General features: G+C 67.5%; 18 protein-coding genes and 1 pseudogene. 9 read left to right on the top strand and 10 right to left on the bottom strand.

The window, feature by feature from the left end; translation table 11 throughout:
- Window positions 1-44 precede the first annotated feature (44 nt).
- On the bottom strand, window positions 45-365 hold the full coding sequence (locus tag OVA31_RS17720; protein ID WP_267627928.1) for an AzlD domain-containing protein: 321 nt from the start codon (window positions 363-365) through the stop codon (window positions 45-47).
- Window positions 362-1102 carry an AzlC family ABC transporter permease gene (locus tag OVA31_RS17725; protein WP_267627929.1) on the bottom strand — a complete coding sequence of 247 codons (741 nt, stop codon included), beginning with the start codon at window positions 1100-1102 and terminating at the stop codon, window positions 362-364. The genes OVA31_RS17720 and OVA31_RS17725 overlap by 4 nt, the downstream gene beginning before the upstream one ends.
- A 19-nt stretch (window positions 1103-1121) precedes the next feature.
- On the opposite strand from OVA31_RS17725, the gene OVA31_RS17730 reads away from it, so the two are divergent.
- Window positions 1122-1748, top strand: coding sequence for a helix-turn-helix domain-containing protein (locus OVA31_RS17730; RefSeq protein ID WP_267627930.1), 627 nt, complete (start codon window positions 1122-1124; stop codon window positions 1746-1748).
- Window positions 1749-1790: 42 nt separating this feature from the next.
- Here OVA31_RS17730 and OVA31_RS17735 read toward each other — a convergent pair whose 3' ends face one another.
- The 3 genes from OVA31_RS17735 to OVA31_RS17745 all read right to left on the bottom strand — a co-directional run bounded on the left by OVA31_RS17735 (window position 1791) and on the right by OVA31_RS17745 (window position 5394).
- Entirely contained in the window at window positions 1791-2597 is an 807-nt protein-coding gene (locus OVA31_RS17735) for a maleylpyruvate isomerase N-terminal domain-containing protein (protein WP_420714066.1), read from the bottom strand.
- Between the two features lie 213 nt (window positions 2598-2810).
- Window positions 2811-4349, bottom strand: a complete 1539-nt coding sequence (locus OVA31_RS17740) for a 4Fe-4S binding protein (protein ID WP_267627932.1) — start codon at window positions 4347-4349, stop codon at window positions 2811-2813.
- A 28-nt stretch (window positions 4350-4377) separates the two neighbouring features.
- On the bottom strand, window positions 4378-5394 hold the full coding sequence (locus OVA31_RS17745) for an AurF N-oxygenase family protein (protein ID WP_267627934.1): 1017 nt from the start codon (window positions 5392-5394) through the stop codon (window positions 4378-4380).
- 188 nt (window positions 5395-5582) lie between these two features.
- On the opposite strand from OVA31_RS17745, the gene OVA31_RS17750 reads away from it, so the two are divergent.
- The gene (locus tag OVA31_RS17750) at window positions 5583-7382 is read left to right on the top strand and encodes a cation:proton antiporter (protein ID WP_267631585.1); all 1800 of its coding nucleotides are present in this window, start codon (window positions 5583-5585) and stop codon (window positions 7380-7382) included.
- 11 nt (window positions 7383-7393) lie between these two features.
- Here the strand turns inward: OVA31_RS17750 and rpsR are convergent, their stop codons facing one another.
- From rpsR to rpmB, 4 genes and pseudogenes are all read right to left on the bottom strand, one after another.
- Window positions 7394-7657, bottom strand: a complete 264-nt coding sequence (gene rpsR / locus OVA31_RS17755; protein WP_420714067.1) for a 30S ribosomal protein S18 — start codon at window positions 7655-7657, stop codon at window positions 7394-7396.
- A 36-nt stretch (window positions 7658-7693) separates the two neighbouring features.
- On the bottom strand, window positions 7694-7999 hold the full coding sequence (gene rpsN, locus OVA31_RS17760) for a 30S ribosomal protein S14 (RefSeq protein WP_267627935.1): 306 nt from the start codon (window positions 7997-7999) through the stop codon (window positions 7694-7696).
- Window positions 7999-8163, bottom strand: a pseudogene (gene rpmG / locus OVA31_RS17765) (50S ribosomal protein L33). The gene rpsN and the pseudogene rpmG overlap by 1 nt, the downstream one beginning before the upstream one ends.
- Window positions 8163-8399: a 50S ribosomal protein L28 gene (rpmB, locus tag OVA31_RS17770; RefSeq protein ID WP_267627936.1), complete on the bottom strand. Its 237-nt coding sequence runs from the start codon at window positions 8397-8399 to the stop codon at window positions 8163-8165. The pseudogene rpmG and the gene rpmB overlap by 1 nt, the downstream one beginning before the upstream one ends.
- Window positions 8400-8532: 133 nt before the next feature.
- Here rpmB and mrf point away from each other — a divergent pair, with 133 nt between their 5' ends.
- Window positions 8533-9876 carry a ribosome hibernation factor-recruiting GTPase MRF gene (gene mrf / locus OVA31_RS17775; RefSeq protein WP_267631587.1) on the top strand — a complete coding sequence of 448 codons (1344 nt, stop codon included), beginning with the start codon at window positions 8533-8535 and terminating at the stop codon, window positions 9874-9876.
- Window positions 9873-10124: a type B 50S ribosomal protein L31 gene (locus OVA31_RS17780; protein WP_267627937.1), complete on the top strand. Its 252-nt coding sequence runs from the start codon at window positions 9873-9875 to the stop codon at window positions 10122-10124. Before mrf ends, OVA31_RS17780 begins: the two co-directional genes overlap by 4 nt.
- Window positions 10125-10359: 235 nt before the next feature.
- Here OVA31_RS17780 and OVA31_RS17785 read toward each other — a convergent pair whose 3' ends face one another.
- The gene (locus tag OVA31_RS17785) at window positions 10360-10668 is read right to left on the bottom strand and encodes a hypothetical protein (RefSeq protein WP_267627938.1); all 309 of its coding nucleotides are present in this window, start codon (window positions 10666-10668) and stop codon (window positions 10360-10362) included.
- Window positions 10669-10829: 161 nt separating this feature from the next.
- On the opposite strand from OVA31_RS17785, the gene OVA31_RS17790 reads away from it, so the two are divergent.
- The 5 genes from OVA31_RS17790 to OVA31_RS17810 all read left to right on the top strand — a co-directional run bounded on the left by OVA31_RS17790 (window position 10830) and on the right by OVA31_RS17810 (window position 15729).
- Entirely contained in the window at window positions 10830-11690 is an 861-nt protein-coding gene (locus OVA31_RS17790) for a universal stress protein (RefSeq protein ID WP_267627939.1), read from the top strand.
- Between the two features lie 52 nt (window positions 11691-11742).
- Window positions 11743-12189 (top strand): redox-sensitive transcriptional activator SoxR, encoded by a 447-nt coding sequence (gene soxR, locus OVA31_RS17795; RefSeq protein WP_164306468.1) that lies wholly within the window; start codon window positions 11743-11745, stop codon window positions 12187-12189.
- 82 nt (window positions 12190-12271) lie between these two features.
- Window positions 12272-13222, top strand: a complete 951-nt coding sequence (locus OVA31_RS17800; RefSeq protein WP_267627940.1) for a patatin-like phospholipase family protein — start codon at window positions 12272-12274, stop codon at window positions 13220-13222.
- Window positions 13223-13232: 10 nt separating this feature from the next.
- On the top strand, window positions 13233-14456 hold the full coding sequence (locus OVA31_RS17805) for an MFS transporter (protein ID WP_267627941.1): 1224 nt from the start codon (window positions 13233-13235) through the stop codon (window positions 14454-14456).
- A 46-nt stretch (window positions 14457-14502) separates the two neighbouring features.
- Window positions 14503-15729 carry an arginine deiminase gene (locus tag OVA31_RS17810; RefSeq protein ID WP_267627942.1) on the top strand — a complete coding sequence of 409 codons (1227 nt, stop codon included), beginning with the start codon at window positions 14503-14505 and terminating at the stop codon, window positions 15727-15729.
- Window positions 15730-15735: the final 6 nt, after the last annotated feature.

The raw sequence follows: 15735 nt of genomic DNA on the forward strand, positions 1-15735 counted from the left end.
TCCTCGACGTTCAAGGACCACAACGGCCCCTGCGGGATGACCGGCTACGCGACTCCGGCGGCGCGGAGACCCGCCGCCACCACGGCCGCCAGCACCACGACCACCACGAGTGGTGCCTTGCATAGCGCGGCGATGATCCCCACCGTCACCCCCGCCGGCCGTGCCCAGCCGACAAGATCGTGGCCGGCGAACAGTGCTCCGGTGGCGGCGACCCCGACCAGCAGGACGATCGCTGCCCGGTCCATCACCGCAGCGGCCTGCGGGCTCACCTCATATCGGCTGCGCAGCGCGGGTCCGGCCAGTCTGATCAGATACGTCCCGACGGCCAGCACGCCGACACCGACGAAGAGTCCCGTGGTGCTCATCGCACTGACTCCTGCGCGTGTCCGACTTCGTCGTGATCCATGACTTCCTTTGCCGGGGTGGGGGATCGGCGTCGCCGGACGATCTCGACGATCGCAACGCCTGCCAGCGAGAGCATGATCGGCACGCCTGCGGGGAGGAAGGGCGAGGCGACTACCGCGATACCGCCGCCGACCAGTGCGGCGGCGAGGGTGGTCTGCTCGCGGAGCGCGGGGACCGCCAGCGCGGCGAGCAGCGCCGGGAAGGCGGCGTCGAGACCGAGGGTCTCCGGGCTCGCGACCAGCCCGCCGATCGCCGAACCGAGCACGGACCCGAGCGGCCAGCCGATGAGGATGCCGATGCCGCACAGGAAGAACATGGCACGTGCGCGTCGGGAATCGTGCTCGCCGGATGCGAGTGCGGCGGTCTCGTCGTTGATCAGGTGTGCGCCGAGGGCGAGCGACAGCCCGCGTCCGAGGTGTTTGCCGACGGACAGTCCGTAGCCGAAATTGCGGGTGTTCACCAGCAGTCCCGCGAGTGCGGCGACCAGCGGGGCCCCGCCTGCGGCGATCACACCGACGAACACGAACTCCGACGACCCCGCGAGCACCACCGTGGCAATCGTGAGGATCTGCCACCACGCGAGTCCTGCGGTGTGTGCGGCGACACCATAGGAGGCGCCGATCACCAGCACGGACGCGCTCATCACGACGATGGCGCGAACCGCCGACGGGTCGAGTGTTCTCCAGGCCGAACGCATGACCACTATGATGGACACTATGGATGGTGTTCGTCAAGAAGGACGGTCGTCCCGTTCAGTGAACGACCCTGAGCGTGACCCGGCCGACGCATCGCCGGGGATCAACCCGAAGCAGGTGGTGGCGGCGTCGCTCAAACGTGAACGCACGCGGGCCGGACTGTCGATCGGCGAGCTCGCTCGGCGTGCAGGGATCGGCAAATCGACTCTCTCGCAACTGGAGTCGGGAGACGGCAACCCTAGTGTCGAGACGCTCTGGGCGCTGTCCACGGCACTGGGGTTGCAGTTCTCGGCGCTCCTGGACGCACCCGTGCACCCGGTGGAGGTGATCCGCTTCGGCGACGGCCCGGTGATCCCGGCCGCGGCCGCCGACTATTCGGCAACGCTGCTCTCGACAGCGCGGCCGGGAACACGACGCGACATGTACCTCATCAGGGCCGAACCGGGTGAACCACGTGTCTCGGCGCCGCACTCACGCGGAGTCGTCGAACACGTGGTGATCAGTTCCGGACGGGCGCGCGTCGGGCCCACTGACGCCGCGGTGGAACTCGGGTCCGGCGACTACGTCTCGTATGCGGGCGACATCGAGCACGTCTTCGCGGCACTCGTACCGGGCACGGTGGCCGTGATGATCAGCGAGTCTTCCTGAGCCGGTGCAATGTCGTGACTCGGACAGTGGCCATCGGCCGGATCACGCCGGGATGAACCGCCTGTGCAGACTTGTGGCCAGCCAGGGCCGGGCGCCCCACGCGAAAGCGCGGCCCGTGAGCGCGGCCCAGGTGGGTGAGACACGTCCGTACGCGGCGAGCAACGCGACAACAGGATCGACGCTGATGTGCACGTCAGGAGGCCGGGGATCGGTCGGATCGATCTCGAACCTGCCGTCGGTGAACTCGTAGACGAAACGCTCGGCACACCCGCGCAACCGGATGTCGTAAGTCGCCGAGTGTCCCTCGCACGCGATCTCGTCCACCCAGTCGGGCAGGATCTGGTGGCGGCCCCGCGCCACCAGCGGGGCGACCGCGGGGTCGATATCCCATGGGGCGCCGATCGCGCAGGCGACATCGTGGCCGTGTACGACGAACTCGCCGATGAGGATGCCGAGCGCGGCGTCGGACCGGATGCACCGGTCGCCGTCGAACTTCATCAGTGGTACCCGTGCGCCGAAATGCGACACCTCATCGAGCAGGCGGTCGAGGTCGCCGAGGAGGTTGTCGGTGAGCAGCGTGACGTCACGCGTGGTCAGGTTGGCGATCTGCTTGGCATTGAAGTCGGGCAGGTCTGTCGCCCGGCGCGACCACGAGCCCTCGCCACGGGCGAGATCGAGGTAGCGGCCGGGCGCCGACGACACGTGTCCGAGGCAATCCGCCACGGTCCACGATGGCGTGGCGGACAGACGGGTCTCGGGGTCGGCGACAGTGCGCACCAACTCCACGAACTGCGTGCCGGTCTCCCGCGCAGCGTCGATGTAGTCGAACCGCGAGAACATCGTCCTCACAACTGGCCACCCCCCAGAGCAACAGGGACTCAGAATAACCCCGGGTGGTCGTCCGGGCGGACGAACGTGACACAACTGTTTCCTGCGCGTATTCGTTTGTGCACAACGACTTTTGCGAAACTGTAGATCCGATTGCAGTGGGACGTCTGTCCCAGATCGCTCGGGTCCCGTAGAGGACCTCGTCGGCCCGCGGGCCGAGCCGGCGAGAGGCGGTCAGCCCCGTCTGCTCAGGATCCGGCGGCGGCGCGGACGCCCGTGGTCGGGCAGCAGTCCGGCCTCGAGGTCGGTGAGCAGCGACGCGACGGTCTCTGCCGAGTCGGTCTTGTTGGTGCCGATGAACCCCGACGGCCCGCGTTTGATCCACCCGGTCACATACATGCCGGGCACCGGCGCCCCGTCGTCGACGACGCGGCCGCCATCGTGCGGGATCACGCCACGGGCGTCGTCGAAGGGCAACCCCGGTACCGCGACCCCGCGGTACCCGATGGAGGTGAGGACGAGGCCGGCGTCGATGGTCTCGGTCGTGCCGGTCGGCGTGATGGCCCCTGTGTCGTCGACGGTGTTGTGGGCGACCACGACGCCGGCGGCCCGGCCGTCGGTATCCACCGCGACGCCAACCGGGGAGCGATGGAAGGAGAGCCTGATGCGACGCCCGCGGCGCGGTGTGCTCGCCGCGACCTCGGTCAACAGGTCGAGCTTGGCGCGAGTCGTCGCGTCGTCGGCCGCAGGAGCGGGCGCGTGTGCCAGGTCGTCGGGATCGACGACGACGTTCGCGCCGTGGTCGACGAGGCCGATCAGCTCGGGCAGGGTGAAGGCGGCGTGCGTCGGACCGCGGCGGCCCAGCACGACGACCTCGTCGATCGCCGACGACCGCAGCGCCGACAGCGCGTGTCGGGAGATGGACGTGTCGGCAAGGGTTTCGGGATCCGCGGTGAGGATGCGGGCGACGTCGAGTGCCACGTTCCCGTTGCCGATCACGATGGCCCGGGAGGTGGCGAGATCGATGTCCAGGTGGTCGTGGTCCGGGTGATCGTTGTACCAACCGACCAGCGCGGTGGCGCTGTGCACGCCGGGTGCCGAGGCGTTGTCGATCGCGAGACGACGATCGGTCGGTGCGCCGCCTGCCCAGATGACCGCGGAGTGACGCTCCCGTAGATCGTCGAGGGTGAGATCGCGCCCGATCGTGGTGCCGAGCCGGATGTCGCAACGCGGGTTGCCGGCGATGTCGTCGAACAGCCGCATCACCGACCGGGTGGACAGGTGGTCGGGCGCGACTCCGTAACGTGCGAGCCCGAACGGTCGGCGGAGCCGCTCGTACACGGTGACCGAGATCTGCGGTTGTCGCAGGAGTTCGTCTGCGGCGTACATGGCCGAGGGCCCGGATCCGACGATGGCCACCGACACCGGGGCGTCGACGGCGAGCTGATGCGGTTTGTCGATGGGGGCCAGCGGGAGTCGTCGTGCGGGGTCGACCGGGAAACGTGTCGCGCCGTCGCCGGTCGGATCGAAATGTGCGGCGTTGACGTCGGTGAAACGTGCCTGCTCATCGGTGAGCCGATGGCCGGGCACGATCGCGCCGACCGGGCACGCGCTCACACAGGCGCCACAGTCGACACAGGTCGACGGATCGATGTAGAGCATCTCGGAGGTGCCGAAACCGGGCTCCTCCGGAGTGGGGTGGATGCAGTTGACCGGGCACGCGTAGACGCACGAGGCGTCGCCGCAGCACGCCTGCGTGACTACATGGGGCATGTCGGATCCGTCTATGAGGGGGTGCGGCTCAGGCCGCGGTGTACGTCGGTTCGCTCCGGAACCGTGACGGCCGGCCGCCGATACCGAGGATCTTCCACAGCAGTCGCGACACCGGGTTCATCAGGCCGCACTGGTCGCCGAGCATCCGCACGTCACCGAAGACATTGCGCAGGAACTTCTTCGACTCGTCGGATCGCCAGAAGATGTCGCGCATCACCTCGTCGGGCACATCGAACCGCTTCTGGAAGCTCTTCGGCGGCACGACGATCGCGCCGCACAGGATGCGCATGGTGAGAGGGAACATGAGCGAGAGCAGGAAGCGCTGGATACGGCCCTTCTGCGGGACGGTCTCCCGCAGGAGGTGATGCGCGAACGAGATGTGCCGGGCCTCCTCGGCCACGTGCAGCTGCATGACTGCGGCCATGGTGGGGTGCAGCGTGGCACGCGTCCGCAGGAAGTCCTTCTGGATGTGATCGATCGGCTCCTCGCCGCCGAGGACGCCGAAGAAGAAGATGGTCGGGAAGATCGTCGACGCGAGCGGGACCAGCGGTGAGATCAGCCGGTAGCCGATCTTGGCGCCCGGCACGTCCATTCCGGTGCGGTTCACGAACTCCTGGAACATCAGGGTGTGATTGCACTCTTCTTTGGACTCGTGCGTCGTGTAGCGGAACTCCTTGGCCCCGTTGGGCAGTTTGAAGCTGTACTGCATCAGCCCGCGGATGAGGATCGACTCGAACTGCAGGCCGACCTTGGCGACGTTGGCCTGCCGCCACATGCCGATCTCGATCTGCTTGTCGACGGGTAGCTGCTGGTACCAGGGGTGGCGGCCTACCGGGTCGACCTTGCTCGACAGTATCCAGCGGTGGTCGTCGGGAACGATCGCCATCTCGGGCGCATCCCAGTCGATGTCGATGTACGGGTCGAAGTTGCGGTGCACCGACGCGGCCGACAGGTCGTCGAGGACCTGGGTGTAGTTGTCGGCGTCGCTGGACTTGTCGTGCTCGGGGACGTACGACTGACCCACGCGTTCGAGGGCGTTCGTCATGGCTGACCCTTCTCGTCGTCGGAGATGGTCCGGGCGATACCGGACGGCTCACCGGATGGATCCGGTACCGCCGTGTTGATGAACCGAACGTAATTGGACGTTCGATCATTTGTCAACATTCAATGTCACAATCCAGGATGGCACGGCGTGCCGGGCCCGAGGCCGGACGTGTGCGTCAGGATGGTCAGGTGCAGCAGATCCTCCTCGTGGTCATCGCGGTGCTCGGAATCGCGGCCGCTCAGGTCATCGGCCCACGCATCCGTGTGGCGCCACCGTTGTTGCTGGTCGTGGTGGGTGTGGTGGTGGGGGTGATGCCGTTCGTCCCGGCCGTCGACGTCGATCCCGAGTGGATTCTGATCGGGGTGTTGCCGCCCCTGCTCTACTCGGCCGCAGTGTCCATGCCGACGATGGACTTCCGCCGGGACTTCGGCGCGATCAGCGCGTTGTCGGTGGTGTTGGTACTGGTCAGTGCGGTCCTGCTGGGCTTCTTCTTTGTCTGGGTGATCCCCGGCCTCGGCCTGGCGACCGGCATCGCACTCGGTGCGATCGTGAGTCCTACGGACGCGGTCGCGACGTCGATCGCCAAACGTCTGGGCGTGCCCCATCGGGTGACTGCGGTGCTGGAGGGCGAGAGCATGCTCAACGACGCCACGTCGCTGGTGCTGTTGCGGTCGGCCATCGCGGCGATCGCGGCGAGCATCTCGTTCGGGCAGGTCGCCCTGGAGTTCGTGTTCGCGGTTGTTGTCGCCGTCCTCATCGGGACGGTCGTGGGATGGCTCAATCTCGCCGTGCGGGCCCGGGTGCCCGACGCCACCGTGAACACCGCGATCTCGTTCACCGTGCCCTACCTGGCATACATCCCGGCCGAAGAACTCGGCGCCTCGGGACTGGTGGCTGCGGTGACCGCCGGGCTGATCACCGGTGCCGGGGCCGCGCGGTTCCTGACGCCGCAGCATCGATTATCCGACACGCAGAACTGGCGCACCGTCGAGCTGATCGTCGAGGGCGGGGTGTTCCTGCTGATGGGGCTGGAACTGTGGGGTCTGGTGGTCGATGTCCACGACGACCACGACGGGGTCGACACGGCGGTCTGGATCGGGTTCGCCGCCCTGGCGCTCGCGGTGGTGATCCGGGCGCTCTACGTGGTGCCGCTCGTCCTCTGGCTCGATCGTGCCGCCCAGCGCGGGACCGAGATGCGACCGATGCTCGCAGACATCAACGCGACCATGGTCGAACGTCAACAAGAGGGCCCCGACCGGCCGATACGTCGCACGCGCGAGGCGCGCAGTGCGATCCGGCGTGAGTGGCGGCGTCTGCGTCGTCGGATGGAACCCCGGCGGTGGTCCGATTCCGAGGAGCTGCCCCCGACGTCGCCGGAGACGGCGCGGCTCGTCAGTTCGCGACTCACCCGCCAGATCGCCGACATTGACTATTACCGCTCCGCGCCACTGGGGCCGAAGGAGGCGACCATCGTCGTCTGGGGCGGGTTACGCGGCGTGGTGACCCTCGCCGCCGCCCAGACCCTTCCGGACGATGTCGAGTCGCGGTCGCTGCTCGTCCTCATCGCCTTCGTGGTCGCCGCGGCGTCGCTGCTGTGTCAGGGCGGCACCCTCGCCTGGCTGATCCGCGCATTGAAGGTGACCGAAGACGCCGACGGTCGCGCCGCCGAACACCATCGGCTCCGTGCCGAGCTGACCGCCACGTCGCGGAAGGTGATCTCCGAGTCCGAGTTGGTCGCGCGGTATCCGGTGCTGCGCAAGCGATTTGCCACGATCGCCAAGACCGCAGACACCGAGGAGGGCATCATCGAGGCGAACATGAAGGTTCGCGCGGCCTACGAACAGATCCGTCGCGACCTGGTCGCAGCGCAGCGAGAGGTCCTGCTCCAGATGCGAGACGAGGGCACTTTTCATTCGGCACTGCTCGAGCAGGAACTCAGGCAGCTCGACGCCGAGGAGATCAGCCTGGACCTGCGGGCTGAGGACTGATCACCGCCGGGTCATGGACGGGAGTGGTAGGGCAGCAACGCCATCTCGCGGGCGTTGCGGATAGCTGTCGCCACCTGCCTCTGTTCCTGGGGCGTCAATCCGCTGACGCGGCGACCGCGGATGCGGCCCTTGTCCGACAGGAACTGCCGTAGCAGAGCGGTGTCCTTGTAGTCGACGGGGTTTCGCCCGTCCACGTGGACGCCGGAGGTGGACAACAGATTCCGCACCCGCTTGGTCGAGTGGGCATCGGAGTGTCGGGATGTCTTGCGGGACAAGGTATCGCTCCTGGTCTCGAGGTGTGGTCGGGTCGGTCACCAGCTGGATTTGTGAATCCCCGGGAGTTTGCCGCGATGGGCGAGTTCGCGGAATCGGACTCGCGACAGCCCGGCCTTTCGGATGTGGCCGCGGGGTCGTCCGTCGACGACGTCGCGGTTGCGGAGTCGGGTGGGACTCGCGTCCCGTGGCAGATGTCGGAGCTGCCTCTGGGCGTCGAGCCGTTGCTGGGTCGTGGACGTTGGTGCGGCGATGACGCGCTTGAGTTTCGCGCGGCTGTCGGCGTACCTGGCCACCACCGCCCGCCGCTGCTCGTTGCGGATGATCTTCGACTTCTTGGCCATCAACGGTCCTCTCGGAACTCGACGTGTCGGGCGGCGACGGGATCATATTTGCGCAGGACCATGCGATCGGGATCGTTGCGACGGTTCTTGCGGGTCACTTATGTGTAGCCGGTGCCGGCCGTTGACCTGAGTTTGACGATGGGTCGGATCTCGTTGTGGGCCATCAGATCTTCTCGCCGCGGGCACGGATGGTCGCGAGGACGGATTCGATGCCGTGCTTGTCGACGGTGGCGATTCCCTTGGTGCTCACCCGCAGCGTGACGTATCGGCCCTCGCCGGGCACGTAGTAGCGGCGGCGCTGGATGTTGGGGTTCCAGCGCCGCGATGTCCTTCGGTGGGAATGGGATACGCGTTTGCCGAAGCCTGGCGCGCGCCCGGTGACCTGACAGCGTCGGGACATGGTGTCACCTTCCTTGCGTATTGAAAATGATTGGCATTAGTGCTGGCGCAACGGTACCGTCAGGCCTACGTAAATGGCAATTGTTTCCAATAGGGAGGTGCTTGTGGCAGACGAAGGAGTGATCTCGACGTCGATGAACGGTGCCGGGAGGGACCACCGCATGCCGATCGTCCTGGTGACCGGACTGGATTCGGCTGCGGTCGCCAGGGTCGGCGAAGCGCTGGTCGGCACCGATGTCGCGAGCGGGACCGTGCTGGTTCATCACGACCTCGGGCGGGTCGGCGAGGGGCGGGTGGCGCGGCGGATGGCGTGGGTGGATGCCGGTGGATGTCGGCACGATCGGGATGCGGAGATCGAGCTGGCCCACGGGTGTGTGTCCTGCACGCTGCGCGAGGATCTGCTGCCGCTGCTGCGGCGGCTCCATCGGAGATCTGACGTGAGGCGCATCGTCGTCGTGCTCGATCCGATCATGGAACCCGAACGGATCTGTTGGGCGATCGAGCATGTGGTGATCGCGCAGATGCCCGGATTCGTCGACGGGCCTGCCGGACGCGACGTGCGTGTGGAGGCGACCATCGCCTGTGTTGCCGAAGACGAGTGGCTCGAGGCCGCGACCGGCGATCTGGCGCTTGCCGAGGCGGGATTTGTCGCCGTCACCGACGATGAGCGGACCCTGGCGCAGGTGGCTGTCGGTCAGGTGGCTTTCGCCGACGCGCTCGTCGTCACGGGATGCGACCCCGCGATGCGAGACGCGTGGGAATCCGCTCGGTTGGCGGCGGTCTGCAAACGACTCGCACCCGGGGCCCCGATCATGATGGAACTCCCACAACGCCCGGTCACCGGGACCCTCGCGGAGGCGCTGCTCGCCGCGGTGGGGCCGCGGTCACGCCGCGGGCGCCTCGACGGGCCGCACGATCCGCTGCTCCGCGACCAGCCCGCGCTCTCGGCCGACTGCGGGGTGTCGTGGGTGGAGTTCCATGCCGACCGGCCCCTGCACCCGGGTCGCCTACACGAGGCGATCGACGTGCTGCTCGACGGCGTCGTCTGTGCGCGCGGTCGACTCTGGCTGGCAACCCGGCCCGACGAGGCGCTGTGGCTCGAATCGGCCGGCGGCGGACTACGGGTGGCGCCCGGGGGACGTTGGCTCGCGGCGATGGACGAGGAGGAGGTCGGCCGGGTGGACCCCGAGCGGCGCGCGATGGGTGCACTGCGCTGGGACGAGCGATTCGGCGACCGCCACACCTCGATGGTTGTGCTCGTTCATCGGGCAGACGCCGTCGACCTCCAGGAAGCGCTTCGAGCTGCCTGTCTGAACGAGGTCGAGTTCACTGCCGGGGAAGAGTTCTGGTCGACCTTCGACGATCCGTTCGGACAGATGCACGCCGACCCCTGCGACGATCTGGAACCGCCCGCCACGCCCGCTGTCGATGCGATCCGGAATGTCGAGGGTCCGCACAACCGAGAGGACCGATCATGAAGCGTGACATCCATCCCGACTACCACCCCGTCGTGATCCGGGACGCGTCGACCGGTCGTCAATTCCTGACTCGATCGACCGCGACCTCCACTGATCGCGTCGAATGGACCGACGGGGCGGTCTATCCGCGGATCACGCTCGACGTGACCAGTGCGTCGCACCCGTTCTACACCGGCGTCGCGCGGATCCGTGACGTCGAAGGACGCGTCGAGCGGTTCCGTCGGCGTTACCCGCACCTCGGTCGCTGAACTACCGAATTTCGTCTGCAGACCGTAAGGTGCACAACCGGTTTCGTACGTGTGCCCTCGATCGGGCGCAGCTTCTCGTCGACCGTGCGCACTCGGTTGAGCGCGTGCACGTTCGGCGAATTTCTGTGCCCGTTCGGCGAGGATCTGTACCCACTCGACGTGGATCTGTACCCGCTCGGCGCGGAACTGCGCACGATCGGCGAGAAGCGCGAGACTGGGCCCGGTCGGCAGGGGCTCAGGACATCAGTGCCGGAGCGGTGTTGAAGAGGAAGACGATGAACACGGCCAGCAGAAGCCACGAGGCGCCCTGCCAGGTCTGCCATTTCCCACCGGCCCGCCAGTTCCGGTAGGTGCGCCACAGCGCGGCGAGTGCACCGATCAGCACGATGATCGGTGCCGCGACGATCAGCGCGGTCCGCACCCCGTCGTCAGAAGCCCAGGCCACCAGGAGTGCCAAGAGCCCGAAAGCGATTGTGACACCTGCATGTACCGCAGCCTGGCGGAGTTCGTCGCCGGTGGACGCCGGCCTGTGGGTCTCGTTCATGTCTGCTTTGCGTTCGATGTCGGTTCACCTCTTCTCCACCATACCCTGCATCGAAAAGTGCTGTGACCGGGACTTTTTGCTCATTGCCGCGGAGCTTGGCGGCAGGCAGGATGGGAGATGACGGCCACACGGGGTGACCAAGTGAGGAGATGGGACCGGAGATGAACGCGATACTCGTCGGTGTTGATGGATCGGATGCGTCGAATCGGGCGGTGCGGTGGGCGGCCACGGCGGCTGCGGCCGAGGAGGTCGACCTGAAGCTGGTAGGCGTCTACGACATCAGTACCAGTAATTACGCACCGGGACTGATCATCCCGCAGGACGTGGTGGACGCGATCAAGCAGGACGCCGCCGATGCCGTGCGCGACGCCGCGGCTCTGGCCAAGGAGGTGGCTCCGGGCGTTGCGCCGCAGACCTCGTTGGTCGAGGGCGACGCGGCGCGGGCCCTGCTCGAGCTGGGCAAGGACGCCGGGACGATCGTCCTCGGGACGCGGGGCCTCGGATCGATCAAGGGACTGTTCCTCGGATCGGTGAGCACCACGGTCGCGGCGCATTTCCACGGTCGCGTGGTGGTGGTGGCCGGACCGGGCGGCAACGGCCCGGTGGTGGTCGGCATCGACGATTCGCCCGTGAGTGACGCCGCGGTGGGCGAGGCGTTCCGTCAGGCGGCAGTGCGCAAGGCGAAGCTGGTCGCGGTACACACCTGGACGCCGCTCGACGTCGACGCCCTGCACGGATACGGCATCGAGCCCGACGAGGTCGCCCGGATGTCGCAGGAGGCCGTCGAGGCCGTCGCGGAGCGACTGGCCGGCTACAGCTCCGAGTATCCCGACGTGGTGGTCGAGCGGGTCGTGATCCCCGAGGAGCCCGCGAAGGCTGTCCTCGATGCGGCCGGCGAAGACGCGCAGCTGATCGTGGTGGGCAGCCGCGGTCGCGGTGGGTTCAAAGGTCTGCTGCTCGGCTCGACCAGCCAGAAGATCCTGCACCAGGCCGAGAGCCCGGTGATGGTGGTCCGCAGCTAGACCCGAGCGTGGGCGACTTCAAGTTCACTTGAGGTCGCCTACGATGGATTTCGTGTCGCTCAAGAAGCTCGAACTCTCCGTCGGCGAGTTGGCCCAGCGTGCGGGTATCGCGCCGTCCGCGGTGCGATTCTACGAGGACCAGGGACTGATCTTCAGCCGTCGGACCTCCGGCAATCAGCGTCGCTACCACCGTGCGATGCTGCGTCGCGTCGCGTTCATCCGGGCGTCGCAGTCCGCAGGCATCCCGCTCGCGGTGATCGCCGACGTGCTCTCGGAGCTCGGCACCCACGAGTCCCCGCCGAAGTCGATGTGGGAGTCCGCATCCAAGCGATGGATCGACGACATCAACAACCGGATCGCACTGCTGGAGAACATGCGCGACATGATCGGGTCGTGCGTGGGCTGCGGCTGCCTCTCGCTGGGTGAGTGTCACCTCTTGAACCCCGGCGACGAGATGAACAAGCTCGGTCCTGGCCCACGGCGACTGATGCGGGACTGATCGGCCGAGCCGCATCCGTGTGGCGGCGATGTCGAGAACAGGGCGCTGTCGGCCCGATTGTGGCGCTCGATAGGCTCGCAACATGGCCAGACCCACCCGCGTGGCACTCGCCCTCGGAAGTGGCGGGGCACGTGGATACGCACATATCGGTGTGATCGCCGAACTCGAGGAGCGCGGCTTCGACGTGGTCACCGTGGCGGGATCGTCGATGGGTGCCCTGGTGGGCGGCCTGTACTGCGCGGGCAAGCTCGACGAGTACGTCGACTGGATCACCGGCCTCTCCCAGCTCGACGTCGTACGGCTGATGGACGTCTCGCTGTCCAAGTCCGGTGTGATCGGCGCGGAGCGCATCCTGTCGAGGGTGCGGGAGATCCTCGGCGACGCCCGGATCGAGGATCTGCCGACCCCGTTCACCGCGGTCGCGACCGACCTCAACGTGGGTCGCGCGGTGTGGTTCCAGCGAGGCCCGGTCGTCGAGGCGATCCGTGCCTCCATTGCGATTCCCGGCGTCATCAGCCCCCACGACCACGGCGGACGGCTACTCGCCGACGGCGGCATCCTCGATCCGCTGCCGGTGGCCCCGACGTCGGGTGTGGCGAGCGACGTCACGATCGGGGTCGTGCTCGGCGCCGACGGCGGTCCGGACCACGGGGCCACCCGCGAACCCAAGACCAAGCGGCTGCTACGCCGCAACGTCGCACCCATCCTCGACAGCGACTTCGTCCGGTCGGTCCGGGACAGGTTCGGACTCGAGGCTTCCGGTGGCGACGAATTGCATGACACCGCGCCCACCGCGGAACCCGACGTCGAGACCAGCCGCATGGGCCGTATCGAGGTGCTGAGCCGGTCGCTCGACATCATGCAGGAAGCACTCACCCGCTATCAGGTGGCCGGGTATCCACCCGACATCCTGATCCGGGTACCACGGAAGTCGGTGCGTACCCTCGACTTCCACAAGGCTCCCGAGATGATCGCGCTCGGCCGATCACGTACCGCCGAGGCCCTCGACCAGCTGCCCGAGCTGACCCTGTGAGGGCCTGGACGTGAGACGGATTCCCCGCGGGATCTGGGTGCTGCTGGCTGCGAACGTCGTCATCGCACTCGGATACGGATTGATCGCGCCGGCGTTGCCCGCCTTCGCGCGGAGCTTCGACGTCAGCTTCACCGCGGCGTCGGCCGTCGTCTCCGCATTCGCGGTCATGCGCCTTCTCTTCGCGCCGGCGACCGGGCGACTGGTCACGGTCTTCGGCGAGCGACGGATCTACCTGATCGGACTGCTGATCGTCGCGGCGAGCACCTTCGCGTGCGCGTTCGCCCACACCTATTGGCAGCTACTGCTGTTTCGCGCTGCGGGCGGCATCGGATCGACGATGTTCACCGTCTCGGCGATGGCCCTGCTGATCCGTATGTCACCCGGGGACATCCGCGGACGGGTCTCCGGCTACTTCTCGGCCGGCTTTCTCATCGGCAACATCACCGGACCGCTGATCGGTAGTGCGCTGGTCAATTTCGGCCTGCGCATGCCCTTCGTGGTGTACTCGATCGCGCTGCTGATCGCGTCGGTGGTGGTAGCCACTCAGCTGCGTGACCAGGGCGGTCGACCGGACCCCTCCGTTGCGGCACCCGCGGGGGTGGTGGGGTTCCGTAGCGCGTTGCACGACAATACGTACCGCGCGATCCTGTCGTCGAACTTCGTGCAGGGATGGGCCTCGATGGGGGTGCGGGTGGCGGTGGTGCCGCTGTTCATCACCGACGGCCTCGACGAAGGCGCCGCGATGGCCGGTGTCGCGCTCGCCGTGTTCGCCGTCGGCAATGTCGCGGCCATCGTGGTCGCCGGCAGGCTGTCCGACGGTCTGGGTCGGCGGCCGGTCATGCTGCCGGGTCTGGCGATCGCCGCGGTGGCCACCGCGGCCCTTGGTTTCGCACCGAATCTGCTGGTGGCGCTGGCGCTGTGCCTGGCCGCGGGTGCCGGATCCGGATTGTTCGCCCCGACACATCAGGCCGCACTGGCCGATGTGCTCGGAAACCGGCAGCAGGGCGGATCGGCACTCGCGGCCTACGGCATGTCGTCGGATCTGGGTGCGGTGAGTGGCCCGATCATCGTGGGTTTCGTCGCCGATCGGGCCGGATTCGCACCGGCTTTCCTCCTCACAGGTGCGGTCACCGCGCTCGCTTTCGTGATGTGGTGCGTGGCCGACGAGACGGCGCCCGCGGTGGTGGGCGGCGGTCCCCACCTCACCGACGTGGAGCGCGACACGGACGAGTAGGGCGAGCGAGCCGGTGAGATCGACTGCGACGGATTACCGTTGACACATGAGCACCAGCGCCGCCGGCTACGCCCTGGGATCGACCTCCGAGGTGGGCAGGCTGCGGGCAGTCATGCTGCATCGACCGGGTGACGAACTGCGGCGACTCACGCCGCGCAACAACGATCAGCTGCTCTTCGACGGTCTGCCGTGGGTGGCCCGTGCGCAGGAGGAACACGATGCGTTCGCCGAACTGCTGCGAGCCAACGGTGTGGACGTCCTCCTGCTCGGCGATTTGCTCACCGAGACCATCGAGCACAGCGGTGCGGCACGAATCCAGGGCATCGCCGCCGCCGTCAGCCCGCGACGGCTCGGCACGCACCTCGCCGACGATCTGGCCCGCCACCTGCGCGGACTGCCCGCAGCGGAACTGGCCCACGTCCTGACCGCCGGGATGACCTTCGACGAACTCCCGGTCACCCCGGCCGCGGCATCGTCGTCGCTGGTGCGCCGGATGCACCACGGTCCCGAGTTCGCCATCGAGCCGTTGCCCAATCTGCTGTTCACCCGGGACAGTTCGTTCTGGATCGGCCCCCGATTCGCGATCACCTCGCTGGCGCTTCCCGCCCGGGTGCGGGAGACCTCGCTCACCGATCTGATCTACGCGCACCACCCGCGGTTCACCGGCGCCCGCCGTGCCTATGAGTCGCAGGTCGCGCCGGTCGAGGGCGGTGACGTCCTGCTGCTGACGCCCGGCGTGGTCGCGGTCGGGGTGGGGGAGCGGACCACGCCTGCGGGTGCGGAAGCGTTGGCGCGCAGTCTGTTCGACGATGGACTCGCGCACACCGTGCTGGCCGTCCCGATCCAGCAGTCCCGTGCCTTCATGCACCTCGACACCGTGTGCACCATGGTCGACGTGGACGCGGTGGTGATGTACCCGAACATCGCGGAATCGATGTCCGCGTTCACCTTGCGGCACTCTGACGGCACCGTCGAGGTGAGCGGTTCCCGTCCGTTCGTCGAAGCGGCCGCCGAGGCCATGGAGATCGACAAGCTCCGGGTGATCGACACCGGTCTCGATCCGATCACCGCCGAGCGCGAACAATGGGACGACGGGAACAACACGCTCGCGGTCGCACCGGGGGTCGTCGTCTCCTACAACCGGAATGTCGAGACGAATCAGCGACTCCGGGATTCGGGGATCGAGGTCCTCGAGATCGAGGGCAGAGAGCTCGGGTCCGGTCGCGGTGGGCCCCGGTGCATGTCGTGTCCACTCGCCCGCGACGAGGTCTGAGGAGGA

Source organism: Gordonia sp. SL306, assembly GCF_026625785.1.
GTDB lineage: Bacteria > Actinomycetota > Actinomycetes > Mycobacteriales > Mycobacteriaceae > Gordonia.